This window comes from Ensifer sp. SSB1, assembly GCF_016652895.1.
GTDB lineage: Bacteria > Pseudomonadota > Alphaproteobacteria > Rhizobiales > Rhizobiaceae > Ensifer.
In genome coordinates, this window is record NZ_JAEPRP010000147.1 from 1 (window position 1) to 18,838 (window position 18,838).

At 60.2% G+C, this 18,838-nt stretch carries 11 protein-coding genes and 1 pseudogene; 4 read left to right on the forward strand and 8 right to left on the reverse strand.

Translation table 11 applies throughout. The features are described from left to right. Positions 1 to 86 precede the first annotated feature (86 nt). The 3 genes and pseudogenes from I8N66_RS28080 to I8N66_RS28090 form a co-directional block, all read right to left on the reverse strand. A complete protein-coding gene (locus tag I8N66_RS28080) occupies positions 87 to 1,190 on the reverse strand; it encodes an NADH:flavin oxidoreductase/NADH oxidase (RefSeq protein WP_291160945.1) in 1,104 nt (367 codons plus the stop codon). 292 nt (positions 1,191 to 1,482) lie between these two features. Continuing rightward, positions 1,483 to 1,596, reverse strand: a pseudogene (locus tag I8N66_RS28085) (ring-cleaving dioxygenase); the annotation flags it as partial. Further along, positions 1,589 to 3,358, reverse strand: a complete 1,770-nt coding sequence (locus I8N66_RS28090) for a diguanylate cyclase (protein ID WP_291160948.1) — start codon at positions 3,356 to 3,358, stop codon at positions 1,589 to 1,591. The gene I8N66_RS28090 and the pseudogene I8N66_RS28085, both read right to left, overlap by 8 nt. Positions 3,359 to 3,531: 173 nt before the next feature. Between I8N66_RS28090 and I8N66_RS28095 the strand changes: the two genes are divergently transcribed. After that, complete coding sequence (locus tag I8N66_RS28095) at positions 3,532 to 5,328, forward strand: adenylate/guanylate cyclase domain-containing protein (RefSeq protein ID WP_291160951.1); 1,797 nt, start codon at positions 3,532 to 3,534, stop codon at positions 5,326 to 5,328. Between the two features lie 13 nt (positions 5,329 to 5,341). Here the strand turns inward: I8N66_RS28095 and I8N66_RS28100 are convergent, their stop codons facing one another. After that, complete coding sequence (locus I8N66_RS28100; protein ID WP_291160955.1) at positions 5,342 to 7,468, reverse strand: winged helix-turn-helix domain-containing protein; 2,127 nt, start codon at positions 7,466 to 7,468, stop codon at positions 5,342 to 5,344. Between the two features lie 175 nt (positions 7,469 to 7,643). Here I8N66_RS28100 and I8N66_RS28105 point away from each other — a divergent pair, with 175 nt between their 5' ends. Together I8N66_RS28105 and I8N66_RS28110 are read left to right on the forward strand one after the other, a co-directional pair. Next, a complete protein-coding gene (locus tag I8N66_RS28105; protein WP_291160958.1) occupies positions 7,644 to 8,948 on the forward strand; it encodes an epoxide hydrolase family protein in 1,305 nt (434 codons plus the stop codon). An 18-nt stretch (positions 8,949 to 8,966) separates the two neighbouring features. Beyond that, on the forward strand, positions 8,967 to 9,635 hold the full coding sequence (locus tag I8N66_RS28110) for a VOC family protein (RefSeq protein ID WP_291160961.1): 669 nt from the start codon (positions 8,967 to 8,969) through the stop codon (positions 9,633 to 9,635). A 256-nt stretch (positions 9,636 to 9,891) separates the two neighbouring features. Here I8N66_RS28110 and I8N66_RS28115 read toward each other — a convergent pair whose 3' ends face one another. The 4 genes from I8N66_RS28115 to aspT (I8N66_RS28130) form a co-directional block, all read right to left on the reverse strand. Further along, complete coding sequence (locus I8N66_RS28115; protein ID WP_291160964.1) at positions 9,892 to 11,073, reverse strand: porin; 1,182 nt, start codon at positions 11,071 to 11,073, stop codon at positions 9,892 to 9,894. 133 nt (positions 11,074 to 11,206) lie between these two features. Then, the gene (gene aspT, locus I8N66_RS28120) at positions 11,207 to 12,898 is read right to left on the reverse strand and encodes an aspartate-alanine antiporter (RefSeq protein WP_291160967.1); all 1,692 of its coding nucleotides are present in this window, start codon (positions 12,896 to 12,898) and stop codon (positions 11,207 to 11,209) included. Positions 12,899 to 13,090: 192 nt separating this feature from the next. After that, positions 13,091 to 15,817, reverse strand: coding sequence for a decarboxylase (locus I8N66_RS28125; RefSeq protein ID WP_291160970.1), 2,727 nt, complete (start codon positions 15,815 to 15,817; stop codon positions 13,091 to 13,093). Positions 15,818 to 16,067: 250 nt separating this feature from the next. Continuing rightward, positions 16,068 to 17,759, reverse strand: a complete 1,692-nt coding sequence (gene aspT / locus I8N66_RS28130) for an aspartate-alanine antiporter (protein ID WP_291160973.1) — start codon at positions 17,757 to 17,759, stop codon at positions 16,068 to 16,070. Between the two features lie 283 nt (positions 17,760 to 18,042). Between aspT (I8N66_RS28130) and I8N66_RS28135 the strand changes: the two genes are divergently transcribed. Beyond that, on the forward strand, positions 18,043 to 18,838 hold a 796-nt coding region (locus tag I8N66_RS28135; protein ID WP_291160976.1), incomplete at its 3' end, for a DUF3300 domain-containing protein.

Genomic DNA, 18,838 nt, shown 5'->3' on the forward strand with positions numbered 1-18,838 from the left:
TAGGTCAAAATTCGGCGCCGGATTTTTCGCTGCGCGCTTCACCTGAAATCGGGATGTAAAAGCCGCAACCGGGTCCTGATCTATGCCTAGAGGTCGAAGAGATGGCGGAGCTGTCGGGGCTGCGATCGCAGATACTGATCGGGCGCCCATACCCGCTCACCGAAATGCGCCGCCGCGTGCCAGGGCCAGCGGGGATCATAAAGGATGGCGCGGGCAATCGCGACGAGGTCGGCATCGCCCATCGTCAGGATCGCTTCGGCCTGCTCGAACTCTGTGATGAGGCCCACGGCGATGACCGGTATTCCCACGCCTTCCTTGACGGCGCGCGCAAAGGGTACCTGATAGCTTGGGCCGATCGTAATTTGCTGGTTCGACGCAAGGCCGCCCGACGAGACATGAATGGCTGAGCAGCCACGGGCTTCCAGCGCCTGGCAAAAGGTGACGGTTTGCTCGATATCCCAGCCGTTCTGCACCCAGTCGGTCGCCGAGACCCGCATCGTCACCGGCCGGTCCGCCGGAAACGCTTCGCGAACGGCTTCAAAGACCTCAAGAGGAAAGCGCATGCGGTTTTCGAGCGACCCACCATAATCGTCCGTGCGCCGATTGGAGAGCGGCGAGAGGAACTGATGCAGGAGATAGCCGTGCGCTCCGTGAATTTGGACAGCGTCCAATCCGAGAGCGGCGGCGCGCCTGGCAGCATCGGCGAAGGCCGCCCGGACCCTCGCAAGGCCACTGCGATCGAGCGCCGCCGGATGGTCATAATCCTCGTGGAAAGGGACAGCGCTCGGGGCAACGGTCTTCCAGCCCCCCTCGCCCGCCGGATTGATCTGGCGTCCGCCTTTCCATGGGATTTCGCTGGAAGCCTTGCGTCCGGCATGGCCGAGTTGGATGGCGATCGGCATGTCGGACCACCGCCGCACGCCGTCCAGGACCCGGCCCATGGCGTGCTCGCAGGCATCCGAATAAAGCCCGACATCGCCATAGGAAATGCGGCCCTCAGGCAGAACTGCCGTGGCCTCGATGGTGAGCACCGCCGCTCCCGACAGGGCCAGATTACCGAGATGAATGAGATGCCAGTCGTTCATCTGCCCGTCGGTCGCCGAATATTGGCACATTGGGGCGATGACGATGCGGTTTCGCAGCGTAAGCGATCCCAATTCAAAGGGTGAGAAAAGCCTGGTTGCGCTCATGATCGTTCTCCAGAGATCGACGGGGCCGGTCGCGCCGGCCTGTCAATGTTTCGCCGTTTGCCAGCGAAGTTGCAATCTCGGTGTAAAACAGGCCTTCCCGTATACTCCGGCTCTCGACGCGCACTCAACTATCGCATGTGATCCGGACCTCGCGTGTTGCTGCGACGTCGCCCGGTTTTTCTCCTTTCGGCAGGTGAGCGAACATGTGGGGCTTGATCTGGTTGATCCAGGACGTCACCGCCGGCTCCTTGCCCAGACAGTCCTGGCAAAAGGTATAACCTTTTCGCCGACGGTTGAAGTGCGCGCCGCTAAAGCCGCGGATGGCGTTGGCTTCGGAGATGTCCTGGGCGAGCCAGAGGGCGCGGGCATCGTCGGCCGCTTCGATCAGCGCGAGGCCGTTACCATCGAAGCTTTTGTGCTGGCTCGCCTTTGCGAGCCGGCACAGGCTCGCGGTGACCAGAGGGTGTCTTGACCTTTCTTGCCGCTCCTTCAACCAACGCGGCTTTGGTTCGATTTCGACCGGCGCGTTTTGCATCATAGAGCAGCTTGTCGGCTTGTTCGTAAAGTGTTGAGAATTCTACAGCGGCACCTGGCGGTGCGAACGCAACGCCCATACTGGCGGTTACAGGGCTGCTAAGTCCAGGAACTGCGTTGGCGACGATTGAGGAAATGGCCTGGCGTCGACGATCCGCCCTCGCTTCTGCGTCGCCGCCGCGCACAAGAAGGACAAACTCCTCGCCGCCAAGCCGGAAGGCTTGAACATCCTCATCTGCCTGAAGCGCCTTGGCCGTGGCTCTCAATACATCGTCGCCAACAACGTGACCGTGAATGTCGTTGACTGCCTTGAAGTGATCTAAATCGAGTACCGCAAGTGTGCAGTAGCCCTCGGCACGCATCGTTTCGAACTTCTCATCAATGGCTCGCCGGTTAAGCAATCCCGTTAGGGGGTCGCGCTCAGATAGGCGCTCGAGCATATCCGCTTCAAATCGAGCATGGTCGCGCTGGCGCCTAATCGACATGAAGCGATCCGCCAGCCCAAGTGTCGTAAACAGGACCTCGCACACGCAGCCCACATAAAACAGGAGCATGGCGTCGTGCGACTGCAGCCACGGAACGACGCCAGTTACCAGACGCACCAATCCGGTAAACATCATGGGTATATAGCCGATCGCCTGAAACCCGGCCGCCCGGCTTCCGCGTCTCAGCGCGTCTGCAAGAGACAGCACAAAGACGACAAGCACCGGGGCAAAGGCTGCCGTGTACAGGGTAGACTGAATTGGGCGCGCCACGAACGGAAATGCCGCGTGGAAAGTGCTCAGGAACAGCGCCCATCCTGCGCAATAAAGGAGCGCGTTACGCAGGAGCGGCCGCAACAAGCCTGGTTCGATGAAGCTGCGGGTGAACATTGCCCCGGAAGCAATTGTCAGGCCGAAGATTATCGTGGTCATCCAGCTCAACGTCATTGCCGGCGGATCGAATATGACGACGGCAAGACCGGAAGAGACCAGGATGGTCAACAGCAAGCAGACCGCGAGCGCGGTATGCCATAGGACGAACGGCTCTCGCAGGACCCGGTAAAACGCCGCGTTGAAAATGAGCGGCATAGAGAGCATGCCGGCCAGCGCTGCCAAAAGAAGGAACGACCGCGTACGGGAAATGTCTATAGGAAGGTCCGATGGTCCAATACGGGCGTTCTCAAGCGTCATCGTGTGGCTTGGCAAATCAAAGGCGACCACAATCTGGCGTGTATCGCTGGTGAGGCGTGGAAGTGCTGCCTTGAAATATCCGCCGGACAAGGCGCTTAGCAGCTCACTCGAAGACAGCGAGGCTTGGTGGATGGAGCCGTCCCGATCGATTGCCAGCAAATGTACCGCTGCAAGTGCGCTACGCCTTGAGAAGAGATACTGGGGAAGGACATCACTCGCTTCGATTTCGAAGCGCAGTAGTACGCGATCGCCTTTGATCGAATAGGCGTGATCCGCGCAGATCCAGCGCTCCGGGGAGACAGCAAGAGTTGCGAGATCGTCCGAAAGCCCCGCCGATTTCCAGCAGGAACTGCTTATCTCCGCATTTCCAGCCGCGCTGAGTGGTTTGAGACCCAGCGATGCGAGCAGCACAAGGCTGAGCCCTGCCACGGCAAGCATTTTTTGAACATATTCCCAGATCATTGGCCGACGTTAGCCGCCAATCGTTGAGACGCAGTTACCCGACCGCAGTGTGACCAATATGGCAACCCGCTCAGTCTCCAAATGGGGAGATGGTCGGGGAGCCGTCGCTGGGCTATTGTGGCTGGGTTCGGTTTGTGTGGCCAAGAGCATCTGGCAGCATAAGGGGCGAGGAGATGAGCATCCTCGGAGAACGCAGGCTGGCGGCAATCTTCGTTGCTGATATTGTCGGCTACTCACGGCTCGTCGAATTGGACGAGGCGTCGACACTTGTGGCAGTCACGGACCTCCGCCGGACCCTCTTCGAGCCTCTGTTGGCGCAGCATCATGGGCGCCTCTTCAAGCTGACGGGCGACGGCCTGATCGCTGAATTCGGTTCCGTTGTGGAGGCTGTAGCCTGCGCCGCTGCGGTTCAAAAGCAATTGCCTGAACATCAGACGCAAATCCCGGCTGAGCGGCGGATCGTCTTGCGTATCGGCATCAATCTGGGCGACGTACTGGTGGATGGCGAGGACCTGCTGGGGGATGGCGTCAACGTGGCGGCCCGATTGGAACAGTGTTGCCCGCCAGGTGGCCTCCTTATCTCCGGAACAGCATACGACCAGCTCTCTGGAAAGCTCGATTGTCGCTTCGAGTTCGCCGGTGAGCGGCACCTGAAAAATATCGCACGGCCCGTAAGGACTTACGGCTTGGTACTGGACAATGCTGGGGACGGCGCGAGAAACGCCTGGGCGGTGGGCGATAAACCTACGGTGGCGGTGCTGCCGTTCGAAAACATGAGCGGCGACCCCGAACAGGTCTATTTCAGCGATGGCATCAGCGAAGACATCATCACGGAACTCTCGCGCTTCCGCGAGCTCATGGTCGTCGCGCGAAACTCTTCCTTTTCGTTCCGGGGAAAAAATGTCGACGCACGCGAGATCGGGCGTTCGCTCGGGGTCCGATACCTTGTCGAGGGTAGTGTCCGCCGGGCCGGCGGGCGCGTTCGCATCACAGCCCAGCTCATTGACGCTGCGAGCGGTGCCCATTTTTGGGTCGAGCGATATGACCGCGCACTCGAGGACGTATTCGCCGTTCAGGAGGAGATCTCCCAGAGCATTGTCGCAATGGTGGCCCAACGGATCATCCAGGACAGCGAAGTCGCAGCCCGACGACGTCAGCCAGAAGACATTCAGGCTTATGACCTCTTCCTCCAGGGGAATCGACTTTCCGACGTATTCACGCCAGAGGCACAAGCGCGTGCGAAGGCACTGTTCGAAGAGGCACTCCGGATTGACCCAGGCTTTGCCCGCGCCCATACGGGTCTAGCCTGGATATACCTCACTCGTTCGGTCGAGACGGGCGTCGGAGTGCCGCGAGACAAGGACGAAAACCGGATCGCGGCGTTTCACCAGGCCGAGGAAGCCCTGGCGAACGACCCCAACGACGCGCGTGTGCACTCCACCTTCGGATACATGTGCTTGATGTGGCGCGAATTCGAGCGGGCCGAGCGACATTTGAGCCTTGCCCGCGCCTTGAACCCGAACGACCCTCTGATCCAGATTTTCTGGGCCTGGATCCAGTCGTGCAACGGAAAGCCCGAATTGGCCTTGCATGCCGCCGAGATTGCCTTTCGGCTCAACCCAAGCCACCCGACCTGGTACAATTACTACCTTTCGCACGTCCTGTTTCGGCTCGGACGCTACCAGGAAGCAGCCGACGCATTGGAGCGACTAATACTGGACGCACCCAGCCGGCGACACCCACGGTATATGGCTCTGCGCGCAGCGGCCTTCGGACATTTGGGGCGCCTCGAAGAGGCACGGCAGTGTGGCAGGGCCTGCATCGAGTCAGTTCGCGCGTCATGGCACGGCGATCCGGCCGCCGGCCCAAGCGAATACGTGGATTGGCTCGTGGATGTCTTGTATCTGCGGCGAGACGAGGACGTAGATCGATTGCGTGAGGGCCTGCGCCGCGCCGGATTGCCGGCTTGAGCAACCCGCTGCCTCACTCCGGCACGCCAGCTTTTCGCAGGCCGTCCAGATAGGCGCTCATCAGGCGCGCGTCGTAAATTGGTACCCGACGACGTAAAGTATCAAGGGTTACGCTGGGTTCGAGCTGCAGGAGATGCTCGACCGTTTCATGCGCTTCGCGCGGGCGGCCGAGCTCCGCCAGACACACTGCATGAAATCGCAGGGCCGGCGCAAAGCCTGGCCTGGCCCGAAGGGCGCGGGTCGTCCATTGAAGAGCTTCGTCGAAGCGCGCTGCGAGCATGTAGGCGCAACCGAGCGCCGACATGGTGAAGAAGGCCTCGGGATCGAATGGGCTCAACCGCAGTGCCTTCAGCAACGGGCTCATGGCCTCGTCCAGGTGCCCGGTCGTTGCGAGAGCCTGTCCTTGAAAGGTGAGAGCCTGCACGCAATTGGCGTTCGCGGCGAGCGACCGGTCAAAAAGTTCGAGGGCACCCTCGGGATCAACACGCAGCTGCCACATTACGAAGCCGACCATCCACTGCACGTACGGATCATCGGCGCCGTCCTGAAGAGCCTCCCGCCCGAGCCGGATTGCCGTCTCCCGCTGCTCCTGTAGCGCAAGGCTCAACCCTTGAGCACTGCACCAGGCGTAACACCGTGCCACGAAGGCCTTTGCCACGGCAAAGTTCGCGTCGATGCCGATCGCCTCCTTGAGAAGAGCGACGGCTCTATCAAGCCCCTCACCCGTCAACGCGTAAAAGTGCGGCAGTGCCCTCAGGTAGTAGTCATAGGCGTCCAGCCGGTCGGTGGGCTTGTTGCTGGCTCGTTCAATCTCGGCCTGGAACAGAGATGGCCCTATCGCTGCCACAACGCTCGCCGTCATCTGGTCCTGCAGGTCGAAGACATCGGCGAGCTCACCATCAAAGGAATCCGCCCAGATATGCTGTCCGGTCTCTGCCTGGATGAGCTGCCCGGTCAAGCGAACGCGGCTGCCCGCCCTGCGCACGCTGCCCTCGACCACATATCGGACGCCAAGCTCGCGCCCGACCTGCCGGACATCCACGGCCTTCCCTTTGTAGGTGAAGCTTGAGTTCCGCGCGATCACAAAGAACGATTTTACCCGAGCAAGCTTCGTCGTGATGTCTTCTACGATACCATCGGCAAAGTAGTCCTGGTCCGGATCGCCACTCATGTTCTGGAATGGAAGTACGGCGATCGACGGTTTCGTCGGGAGCGGCAGCGGCGCCGGGGCTGTCCCAAATGCAGAACCAACCGTGGTCGATGCCGTTCCGATCGAAAAGACCCGCATTGGTCGCGGTACATCCTTCAGCTCCCTTTCACCCAGGTCAACAAAGCCATGCTGAAGCTTGGCCTGGACCTCGTGATACGCGTCTTCCGACAAGCAGAGGCACCCAGCCTCGCAAATTCTCTCCAGCCGCGCGGTGATGCCCACGGCCTCTCCCCTCAGCGTCCCGTCGTCCGCTTCGACCACGTTGCCTACGTGGATGCCCATCCGGAATTCGAAGCGTCGCTCGCTGGGTAGACCGGCGTTGCGCTCCAGCATGCCTGTCTGCACCTCGACCGCGGATCGCACCGCATCCTCAACACTTGGGAATTCGAACACCGCGCCATCCCCTGTGCGGATCACGGCGCGCCCATGATGCCCCGAGATAGCCGGGTCTATCAGGTCGGCTCGCAAGTTTCGCAATCGGGTCAAGGTGCGTTCCTCGTCGACCCTTACCATTCTGGCATAGTCGGCGATGTTGGCAGCCAAGATCACGGCAATCTTGTGCGTCCCATCCACGCAGCGTTCAGCGCATTCGCGCTGGTGACGTTCAATCGGGATGCCGACCTCTTCGCGAGCGGGCGCCACGAACCGTATGCCCTTCTTTGGCAGAGTACGGATCAGTCGCTGTTGTTCGCCATCATCGCCGATGGCCGATCGAGCAGCCGAGATGCGGCTGCTCAGCGTAGCGTCCGAGACAATCCGCCCCTTCCAGATCGAGTTGAAGAGATCGTCCCGCGTGACCACTCGATCGCGATTTTGAAGCAAGTACTCAAGAAGATCGAAGACCTGTGGCTCGACGCGAACCAGCCCTGTGCTTCCGCGCAATTCGCGCCGGTCAGTATCCAGCACAAACTCGCCGAAGACATACAACAAGATTGAGCCTCCCTCGCGAGACGGCAGTCTATCACAGGCGAACCCTGAAAAAATCAAGGAAATCTCAAGATAAAATCACGGTCGCCTGCAAGCGGGGCGTGTTGCCGCCTGTCATCCTCTGGCCTGTCAAAGAACGCTCATCCAGGTGGATCGAGCATACCGAGGAGAGACCATCATGCCTGCAACCGCATCCACGATCACAGCATCGCCGACACGGCGTCAATTTCTTGCGACGACGGCTGCCGTCGGAGCCATCAGCCTGCTTCCCCGGACTTTGCGGGCCGCGGGCAGTGGCTCGATCCGTCCTTTCCGTGCCGACATCAAGGACGAACAACTCGCCGATCTCCGCCAGCGCATCCTTGCCACGCGCTGGCCCGAGAAGGAGACCGTCCCGGATTCGTCCCAGGGCGTACCGCTCAAGACGGTCCAGGATCTCGCTCGCTATTGGGCGACAGATTACGACTGGCGAAAGGGGGAGGCGAAACTGAATGCCTACCCGCAATTCGTCACAGAGATCGACGGGCTGGACATCCACTTCATCCACGTTCGTTCGAAGAATGCCAATGCACTGCCGGTGGTCATCAGCCATGGCTGGCCAGGGTCGATTCTTGAACAGATCAAATTGATCGGTCCTTTGACCGACCCGGTCGCCTATGGCGGCAAAGCCGAAGATTCGTTCGACGTGGTCATCCCGTCGATGCCGGGGTATGGGTTCTCCGGCAAACCGACGGCGACCGGCTGGGGCCCCGAGCACATGGCCAAGGCGTGGGATGTGCTCATGAAGCGCCTCGGCTATCAACGCTATGTCGCCCAAGGCGGCGATTGGGGCGCGTTTGTCGTGGATCAGATGGGATTGCAGGCACCTTCGGGTCTTTTGGCCATCCACACCAACATGCCCGGTGCGGTTCCGGCGGATATCGATAGGGCGACCTTGGCCGGCGAGCCGCCGCCATCGGGTCTCTCCACCGACGAAAAACGCGCCTACGAGCAACTCCTCTTCACCTACAAACACGTGGCCATCTATACCTTGATGGCGAGCCGGCCGCAGACATTGTACGGCCTCGCCGATTCGCCCGTCGCCTTGGCATCCTATATGCTTGATCATGGCGACGGTGGCGGCCAGCCCGCAGCAGCCGTCGTCGAGGCCCTAAACCGGTACGAAAGCGCCTCCGGCGAACTTACTCGAGACGAGATTCTCGACAACATCACACTTTACTGGCTGACGAATACGGGCGTCTCCGCGGCGCGCCTCTATTGGGAGTACAGGGGAGGCTTCTTCAACGCCAAGGGCGTCAAGATCCCCGTGGCGGTCAGCGTCTTTCCCGGCGAGCAATATGAGGCGCCGCGGAGCTGGACCCAAAGGGCCTATCCCAACCTCATCTACTATCATCACGCCGAAAAGGGCGGACACTTCGCCGCCTGGGAGCAGCCGATGATTTTCGCTCGCGAACTCAGGGCGGCGTTCAGATCCGTGCGCTAGCCGAGAAAGGAGAAAACCATGACAACCGAATTCGAAACCAAACGAGAGCAGACCGTCGAGATGAAGCTGGAGGTCATCGTCATCCCCGTTGTCGACGTGTCGCGTGCCAAAGCCTTTTACAGCAAGCTAGGTTGGCGGCTCGACGCCGATTTCGTCGGCCCGGACGACTACCGGGTGGTTCAGTTTACGCCACCCGGCTCTGGCGCCTCGGTCATTTTCGGCAGGAACGTGACGGCGGCGGCACCCGGTTCCACCCAAGGTCTGTACCTCATTGTCTCCGACATTGAAGCTGCTCGCAACGATTTGCTCAGGCACGGCGTCGAGGTCAGCGAAGTGTTTCACGATGCCGGAGACATGCACGCCGGTCCAGACGAGCCCTACCTGTTCGGACGGCTCCGGGTCCGCGGTGCCGATCCTGAACGACGCAGCTATCGCTCCTACGTCTCCTTCAACGATCCGGACGGCAACGGGTGGCTGCTTCAGGAGGTAACGGCGCGGCTGCCTGGGCGCGTGGGCACGCACGACACGACGTTCACCTCCCCGACAGAGCTTGCGGACGCACTGCGCCGTGCCGACGCTGCCCACGGAGAGCACAAGAGGCGAACCGGTCCAGGTGATGCTGACTGGCCGACATGGTACGCCGAGTACATCGTAAGCGAACAGTCCGGCAAGTCGCTGCCAACGTGATCGCAGAAGCTGCGATGGGGCTGTACAGTCTTCCGCGAGCGGACGTGCAGCCCCCACGAACTACGTCCACAGTCAAACGATCCGCGTTGCCTTCTGACTGCGCCGTCGACCAACGGTGTCGCTCCTAGCGCTTGGCAAGGTTCACCGGCTTTTGGCGAGTTCGACAAATGGAGCCACCGGGACGCCGGCGCGGCGCCAGAGTTCGTCTACGGTTTCAAATCAACGACGCTGCCGGTCTTGTGCAGCCGGCTGCGGCTCAGAACTTTATTCTAGCCCCACCCAAGACAGCAAAGCTATCCTGAAGATCGGCGGTCTCCTGATCGAGTGAGTAGTTCCGGGCTCCAAGGTAGAGCTCCGTCTGCAGATAGTCGAGGTTCTGGACAATCTGGGCCCCGAAGGCATCGCTCTTGCTACCCTTGCCCGCTATGTCCTTGCCGAAATAGGCGTCGACCGAAAACGCAGTTTTACCGACATCGAAGATGTCAGCTTGATAGCCGACCTTTACGTAACCATAGCGCCCATCAACCGTCTCCTTGTCGGAATAGCCCGCTGCAAGGGTGAGGCTGAGACCGGTATCCAGGTGCAGGATGGAAACGGACCCGTCGTAGATGGAGTTGCTGCCGCCTGGCTTTGAAAAAGCAAGAGCCGCGCTAACCTTGAAGGCATCGTAGGTCTCATTGTATCGAACCGCCATATCCCAGACCGTGACGTCGGTTGGCTCTGGCACAACCTGGGTTCCCACCGACGTCGCAAGGCTAAAGCCGCCATAAGAAGGAGTATCGTATCGGACGCGCAGCTTGCGGCCGACACCGTCATAGTCGGTGAACGCGTCGCCGATATTGACCGTCGACAGCGTCCCGTCCTCGTTGCGGAAAAACGGTCCGCCGGCCATATCCGACACCAGTGAATAGCCGACCACGTCCGTGCCGGAGAGATCCACCTCGGCGCTCGCATCGGAGGCCATGCTGCCCTGGCCGAACCAGAACTTGCCGTAGTCCTTCGAATTCAGATAGATTTCTGCCTTGCGCATAAGGTCGGTTCCCCAGTCGAAGTGATCCTCGTTCGTCTGGTTCACATTGGTTGTCGAATAAGGGTTCCACTCCCATTCGAGATTGGCCCCGAAAGACCAGTCGTTTTCCATGAGGCTATAGATGCGAAAGCCCGCGCGTGAAGACGAGTTGCCGTTGTCGACCGGAAAGTAGTTTTCCGTTTGCCCGCCATCATCGTTGATCAGCAGACCTTTGTTGATCTGACCGTAGAACTCGAAATAGGCATTGTCGTCGCCGACCCGCAGCTTCGGGATCCAATGTTCTGCTTCCTTGCTGTTTTGCCCTTGCTGCTGCGCCGGTTTTGCCGGCTCCTGGGCCGCCGCAGACCCCGCACCCGCCAGTGTCGCAATGAGAAGTGCGGGTGAAACAACGTATAATGCATGCCGCATCAAAAGCACCTTTCAGCTCATCGGCGATTCGCCTTGACGATTCGCAGCAGTATTCGCCACTTTACTCTAGAAGTCTGTTGCGAATTCTAGTTACGCACCAGTTTTGCAGCTGATCGATTAGACTGTCGGGATTTCATCCGGCAATGATACCGACGATCACCGTCCCCCAGGTCGTGAGCAGGATGTGCCCGATGGGGACCGCGGGCGTGTAGCCAAGGACTGCTACCGTGCTCCCGGACCTGTCCTGGACGGCTGCCATGCCGGCTGTCATCGTCTGCGCCCCGGCGAGCCCGCCCAGGAGCAGGATGGGGTTCATTCCAAGTACGTAACGGCCGAAGTAAAGGCCGACAATCATCGGAACCGCGGTGACGATCATGCCACCGAAAAGAAGCCCGATCCCTGCCTCGGCGATTGCCGATGCAAAGACAGGCCCAGCATGAAGGCCGGTCATTGCAACAAAGGCGGCAAGGCCCAGCGAGGTCATGAGTGATACCGCGGCATCCGGTATTCGCCCGAAAAGTGGAAAGCGCGTGCGCAGATGCCCTACCACCAGCCCGGCGAGCAGCGTGCCGACACTGGTGCTGAGCGAAATCCGCATGTCCCCGATTGGAAACGTGACGAGAACGCCGACAAGCCCGCCAAGAAAAATCGCAAGACCGAGGACCAGGAAGTCTGTCGCTGTCGGCGGGGCGACCACGACACCAATACGCTTGGCGGCGCTTGAGACGACGGCCTCCGGCCCAACCAGGCGCAGGATATCGCCGCGTTCGACCGTGATCCCTGGAGCGATGGGAATATCCTGGCTTCCCCGCGTAATGGCGCGCAGATAAAGGCTGCGGGTCCAGGTTTCCGTGGCGACATTGGCGATACTTCGACCTTTTAGATCAGGGTTTGTCAGCAGCACATCGCAGACTGTTACCGGAACATCGAGGAGCTCGCGGTCTTCGATCTCTTCGGCGCGCGGTCCAAGGACACTCACCAACACTTCCCTCGTCCCGGACACAGCAACGATATCACCAGGCTTGATCACGACATCCGGGGCCGCCTCGATGATCGCGCCGGCCCGGCGCAGGCGCTGAATGAAAAGTCTGTGTTCCGGCAACGCCGCCTCGGCGGCGGCTATCGACAGGCCAGCAACTGGCGCGCCGTCCGCGATCTGGTAGGCGCGAATCTCGAACCTGTGCCAGGCGGAGGAGACGCCTGCCGCCTTGCGGGTAATGCCGTACTCCTTCTCCAGCTTCAGCGCCTCGGCAACAAGATCGATGCCAAGCAACCATGGGCCGACGACGCTGCAGAAAAGAATGACGCCAACCGCGCCGAAGACGTAGCAGACAGCGTCGGCCACAGCGATGTGCGCCACGAACCGCGCGCGGTCAGCCTCGGGCAGCGGCAGCGCATTGATCGCTTCTGTTGCCGTACCCATCGCCGGACTTTCGGTGAGAGAACCGGACAGAAGCCCCGCCGCAAAACCGGGATCCAGTCCAAGGAGCTTGGCAACGACGACAGACATCAGCAGCCCGGTGACACAGACGACGACCGCGAGCAGTACGGGCTTCATTCCGTCCCGCTTCAATGCCTGCAGGAACTGTGGCCCGACCGAGTAGCCGATGCCAAAGAGGAACAAGAGGAACAGGAACGATTTTGCCATGCCGGCAACCGGGACGTCGGCGAACTGCCCGATCAGGATGCCCGCAAACAGTGAGCCGGTAACCGGTCCGAGACTGAAGCCACCCAACTTGAGGCCGCCGATCAGATATCCGATGCTGATCGCAAGAAATACCGCAAGCTCGGGATACTTGATCAGGAATTGCTCGACCCACATCATGACCAGACTTGCTCCCCCTCGCCCAGATCCCAGGCTATGACGTGTTCACTGCCGCCCCAAAACCTCTTACGAACTGCAGCGACGGGGTGTCAGTCACCCCGTCGAAATGCTCTGGCTGCTGCGCTACTCCCCAGAAAGCGCAAGTTGATCATGCGGACAAAACCACGTCGGAGCGCCTCCACATCGCGGCGGCTAGCGTGCTTTTGACTGACGCTTCGTTTTCGCGGCGACGGCATCGGGTTTGACGAGCTTCAGTCCCCGAGCCTTCTCGTAGCCATGGATCTCCTTCACATCCAGTTTACGCATGAAGTCGATTGTCTCCTGCGTCAGGACCTGACCCGGAACCATGATCGGGAACCCGGGCGGATAGGGGATAACGAAGTTGGCGGAGACCATTTCAGGCCCCTCCCTCAGACGCCGATCGCATTCAGCGCCAATGAGCGGCACATACTCGCACACGGAGGCGTCATAGGCGTTGAAGAAGGCGGCTCGCATGTCGCCCTCCGGCGTCGTACGCCCCGCGTCGCCGCGATACATTTCATGGAAGTGACTGAAGTTGGGGAGATCCGGCACATCGGTCATCAGCGACTTTACCCGTGCCGCAAAAGCTGCACGCTCGGCCTCTCCGCCGTTGACAAGCCGCTTCTCGATATCATTGCAGATCTCGACCAGGACACGAACGAGGTGCGCGATATCGCTGCGGGTATTGTTGATGTTGGACTGCAGGAGCACGCTGTTGCGCGACGTCTTGTTCAGCTGGATATCGTACTCGTTGGCCAGCAGCCCCTTGAACTGCGTTCCATCAAAGCCGGCCGTTCCGCACACCAGCGTCATGCGCGTCGGATCGAGGTAGAATTCGTCCTCCTTCATCGCCTTGACCGCCGTGGCCCAGGTAGAGCCAGGTGCAAGGTAATCCTTGAACCCTGACTGGCGATACTCTGCCGGGATCATCTCATCGGCCCCCAGAACATGGAAGTATTTCGAGATCAGCGGGTGCTCGTTGATCGCCCGACGGATCTTGAGCGCGATTTCGATCGCGTTCATCACCAACCCATAACCGTCGAGCTCCATCTGCCTGCGCGCCACGTCGAGGCTGGCAATCAGCTGCTGGTTCGGACTTGTGGAAGCATGCGTGAACACCGCCTCGTGGAACTGGGCCTCGACGGTGTGAAAGTCTACATCCTTGACCAGCAACATTGAGCCTTGCCGGATCGCCGACATGGACTTGTGAGTCGAGTTGGTCTGATAGACCCGAAGGCGAACGAGCTTCGGGTCCGGGATCAGACGCGCGGCAAGAAGCGCTTCGTCAGACGGATCATCCCCGAGGTCAGCGCGCTGATTTTCATAGGCACTGACCGAGGCCGGATCGTGCAGCCAGTCCTCGATATCGGCTGCGGCGCCCATGGCGGTGCGTGGACGCAAGAAGGGTGAAAACCGGGCAAACCCGGACCACGCTTCGTCCCACAGGAAGATAAGGTCCGGCTTGATCGCGAGGCATTCCTCCATCACCCGCCTGACGTTATACATGTGCCCGTCGAAAGTGCAGTTGGTGAGGTCGAGCAGTTTCAGCCGATCGAGGCGTCCTTCCGCCCTCAAGGCCAAGAGCGCTCGCTTGATCGTCGAAAGCGGCACGGCGCCGTACATCGAATATTCCGTCATCGGGAACGCTTCGACGTAGTAGGGCTGCGCACCGGTCAGAACCATGCCGTAGTGGTGCGATTTGTGGCAGTTTCGATCGACCACCGCAATGTCGCCTGGCGCCAGAAGCGCCTGCACCGCCATCTTGTTGGAAGTGGACGTGCCATTGGTCACGAAGAAGACGTGATCAGCGCCGAAGGCGCGGGCCGCGAGCTCCTGCGAACGCTTGATCGTGCCAGTAGGTTCCAGCAGGCTGTCGAGACCACCCGTCGTCGCGCTGCTTTCCGCCAGGAACAGATTGAGCCCATAGAATTCGCCCATGTCGCGGATCCAGTCTGACTTGAAGACGGATTTGCCGCGGGCGATGGGAAGCGCATGAAATGTGCCGATGGGCCGTCGTGCATATTTCTTCAGATTGTCGAAGAAGGGCGTTTCATAGCGTGCCTGCACGCCTTCGAGGATGGCAAGATGCATCTCCAGCGGCTCCTCCACCGCGTAGAACACACGCCGCACCGCATCCGCCGTCGGGTCTCCGGCGATCTTTTCGACTTGCCGGTCGGAAAGCAGATAGACGTCGAGCTCGGGCCGGATACGCTTCAAGCTGCGTGCCAGGCGGAGCGCCGACATGTCTGGCCCCTCGGTTTCCCCAAGCGGATCGAGTACCGAGCGAAGCACAGGCGCGTCGTGCCGCGAGCGGTAAGGAAAACCTTCGGCGAGGACGACGGCGATGATATCGGGGTTCAGGGCGGCGGCGCAGAAGGCATCCTCGAAGGACCCGACCAGCACAGGCTCATAGATAAAACCGTCCTCCGGTCGCCGGAGCCTGCGGATCTCCGCTGCGAACGTCTCCCAGCGCGCGGCCGGCTGGCTGTTGACAAACAGAACTTCGAAGTAGGGCCGGCGTCCGTTAGCCTCCCCTGTTCCCGGCGGCATAATATCGGTCACCTCAGTTCCCGACATCTCGTCATGCACGTCCCATTCGCTTTGACGCCCCCGATAGGAATGAGTGAGCAGCCCATTCGAGATACGCCGCGCAAGCCTTGCTGCCCCGCCCGCATCATTGGTGGCGATGCGCTCCGTCAGAGCCATAAGCAATCGCCGGCCCGGATAGGCGTGGTATTCCTCCGCGGGCGCCACGGCAGTGATCGCCGCTTCCAGAGCTGCCCGTGCGCCGCGATTGGCGGCCCAGGCCTCTGCCAGCGTCGTGATCTCACGCCAGTTGTCGGCACGCGCCGAATGGACGAGTAAAAACTGGTCTACTTGTGCGGTCTTGCTTGGCATAGCGCGCTCCCAATTCAGTTTTATATGGGCTGCCGGCGGCCACTGATCTGCAGTTCTCCCTTAGTGGCCGCGGCTAAGATGGACGCAAAAAATAAGACGAACCAATTTCGAAACCCGGTCTCGGCTTCTGCCGTTAAAAGCTTCGAACAACTCACCATGGGTGTCCGAAACGAGGCCGCATCTCCGGAAAGGAGCGGCTCTTCGCAAAGAGACGGGGGCGCCGCAGCGCCGCCATTCAAACCGAAAATGACTAGGTCATCATCATTACGAGCACCATGCCCCAGATCGTCAGAAGCGTGTTGCCGACGGCATAGGTCACAGTGTAGCCGAGCCCAGGAATTTGGCTCTTGGCGCGATCGTTGATCATGCCAAGCGAGGCTGTCGTCGTGCGTGCGCCCGAGCAGCATCCCAGCAGAATGGCGGGGTGAAACCGGAACACATACTTTCCGACATACATTGCCAGCACGAGGGGCACAGTCGTTGCAAATATGCCCCAGAGGAACAGGCTGAAGCCAAGCTGCTGCAAGCCGGCGACAAAACCAGGGCCGGAGGAGATGCCGACCACCGCGATGAAGACGTTTAGGCCGACCGAATTCATGAACCAGACGGTCGATGTCGGTATCCGGCCGAATTTCGGGCGCACGGAGCGCAACCAGCCGAAGAAAAGCCCGGAGATCAATGCACCCCCGGACGTGGACAAGGTAAACGGCACATCGCCCACCTTGTATACGAGCGCACCGAGCAGGCCACCGATCGCGATCGCTGCACCAATAAACGCAACATCCGCGACGTCGGTCGGGCGGTCGGCAACACCGAGCGCATTCGCGGCCGCGGAAGTATCCTGCGTCCGTCCGACAATCGTCAGGATGTCACCGCGATGGATCTCCGTGTTTGGAAGAATGGGGATTTCAGTCGCCGTTGCGCCACGGGCGATCCGCCGCAGGAACACACCACGAGAAGTCGGCCACTGCGCCAGTTCGGCCAGCGTCTTTCCATTGGCTTCCTTGGCAGTCACCAGGACGTCGACGCCCTCGATGGGCACCGCCAACAGTTCGCGATCGTCGATCTCTTCCGCAGTCTGACCGATCAGGCCCACCAACACGTCACGGCGGCCGGCAACGGCAACAACGTCGCCCGCCTGAACCACCATATCCGCTGTCGCTTCCTCTATTTTCGACCCTCGCCGGATGCGCTCGATGAACACGCGCTGCTCGGGAATGAGGGATTCGGCCTCTCGTACCGTCTTGCCGACCACAGGGCCATCCCCCCGAACGCGATAGGCGCGCAACTCGTAATGATGCCAGGCTGTTCCAGCGCCGCCCACCTCCTTCTTGCCGCCCTGCTCCGCCTCGTAGCGCTTGCACTCAGCCTCCAGGTCGATACCCAGCAGCGCCGGTCCAAAAAGGGCTAGAACGATAGCCGATCCCACAGTGCCGAAAATATAGGTAACTGCATAGGCGACCGGCATCGCATCCAGCAATCGCTTTGTCTCCTCAGGCGCAAGGCCGAGACGATTGATGGCGTCCGTTCCCAAGCCCATCGACGCGGAGATGGTCTGCGATCCCGCATAGAGCCCCAGTGCGGAACCGACATCGTAACCGGCCACTTTGGCGGCGACGAAAGGCGCGCCGAGGCAAAATATGCAGACTACGACGGCGAACAACGCCTGCGGGATGCCATCCTTCGCGATACCTCTTACGAATTGCGGACCGACGCCGTAGCCGATCGCAAACAGGAACATCAGAAAGAACGTGGCCTTGAGAGGCGGCGAAATCGTGATCCCGATCTGGCCAATGATGACGGCGGCAACCAGCGTGGCCGTTACCGCGCCAAGGCCGAGGCCCTTATACGTAAACGATCCGAAGTAGTAACCAAGCGCCAGGGAGAGAAATATTGCAATCTCAGGATATGTGCGAAGCGTGCTTACGAACCAGTCAATCATACTGCCTCCCCCCATTACTCGGATTTTGGATTGGATAGCCGACTGAAGCTAATCACTATTTGCATGTGATGATGCCCAGCGCCTTTCACAGAAGCAACAGCAATCACGCAAAGCACGCCAATGTAACTGTTACGTATCTTCCCTGGAGCAACGCTTCGGCCCATAATTGACCCAAGACAATTATTGTAGCGTACTTGCCCTCTCGCCCTGCCGCGGTAATGGAGGCAGAGGTGAGTTCAATTTCGTTAAGGGAATCAGTACCCTCTGTGCTTGGAGGAAAATCATGATCCGGAAAACGATCATCGCGCTTGGCAGCGCAGTGACGATACTGGTTTCAACGCCCATCACGGCAGTTTTGGCACAGCAGACGGCGAGTGCGCCGGCCACTGAGCAGCAAACGGCGCCGGAACCGCTGAGCGACGACGAACTCGAGATCCTGGTTGCCCGCATTGCGCTCTATCCAGACGAGCTGGTGGCGCTGATTTCCGCTGCCGCGCTCTATCCGCTGCAGATCGTCGAGGCGGAGCGGTTCCTCGAGGCACGCCAGAAGAAGCCCGACATGAAGCCGAAGGACGATTGGGACGGCAGCGTCATCTCGCTGCTCAACTATCCCCAGATCGTCAAGATGATGAGCGAAGACCTCGAGTGGACGCAGTCCTTCGGCGATGCGATCGCCAATCAGCAGAAGGACGTGCTGATCGCGATACAGCAACTGCGTGACGAGGCGGTCGCCAAGAACATCATCAAGTCCGACGACAAAGTAAAAGTGGTCCAGGAGGGCGACAACGTCGTCATCCAGGCAGCCAATCCTGAAACGATCTACGTGCCGCAGTATCCGCCGGAGATGCTGTACGAGCCGAATTATGCACCGGCGCCGATCGGCTACTATGACGAACCCTATCCGGCCTATTGGTATCCGGGTGCGGCCTTCTTTGCAGGTGCTGTGACCGGTGCTGCCTTCGCCGCGATCGTCGACTGGGACGATTGGGGTGTGTGGGGCGGCCGCTGGAACGGCGGCGACATGGACATCGACTGCAACAACTGCTTCAACAACATCAACGGCAAGGTCAAGTGGAACG

What these genes read in the sequence shown, in the direction of transcription:
- I8N66_RS28080 (WP_291160945.1), bottom strand. Translation starts at nt 1,190, where the DNA reads ATGAGCGCAACCAGGCTTTTCTCACCCTTTGAATTGGGATCGCTTACG.
- I8N66_RS28090 (WP_291160948.1), bottom strand. Translation starts at nt 3,358, where the DNA reads ATGATCTGGGAATATGTTCAAAAAATGCTTGCCGTGGCAGGGCTCAGC.
- I8N66_RS28095 (WP_291160951.1), top strand. Translation starts at nt 3,532, where the DNA reads ATGAGCATCCTCGGAGAACGCAGGCTGGCGGCAATCTTCGTTGCTGAT.
- I8N66_RS28105 (WP_291160958.1), top strand. Translation starts at nt 7,644, where the DNA reads ATGCCTGCAACCGCATCCACGATCACAGCATCGCCGACACGGCGTCAA.
- I8N66_RS28110 (WP_291160961.1), top strand. Translation starts at nt 8,967, where the DNA reads ATGACAACCGAATTCGAAACCAAACGAGAGCAGACCGTCGAGATGAAG.
- I8N66_RS28115 (WP_291160964.1), bottom strand. Translation starts at nt 11,073, where the DNA reads ATGCGGCATGCATTATACGTTGTTTCACCCGCACTTCTCATTGCGACA.
- aspT (WP_291160967.1), bottom strand. Translation starts at nt 12,898, where the DNA reads ATGATGTGGGTCGAGCAATTCCTGATCAAGTATCCCGAGCTTGCGGTA.
- I8N66_RS28125 (WP_291160970.1), bottom strand. Translation starts at nt 15,817, where the DNA reads ATGCCAAGCAAGACCGCACAAGTAGACCAGTTTTTACTCGTCCATTCG.
- aspT (WP_291160973.1), bottom strand. Translation starts at nt 17,759, where the DNA reads ATGATTGACTGGTTCGTAAGCACGCTTCGCACATATCCTGAGATTGCA.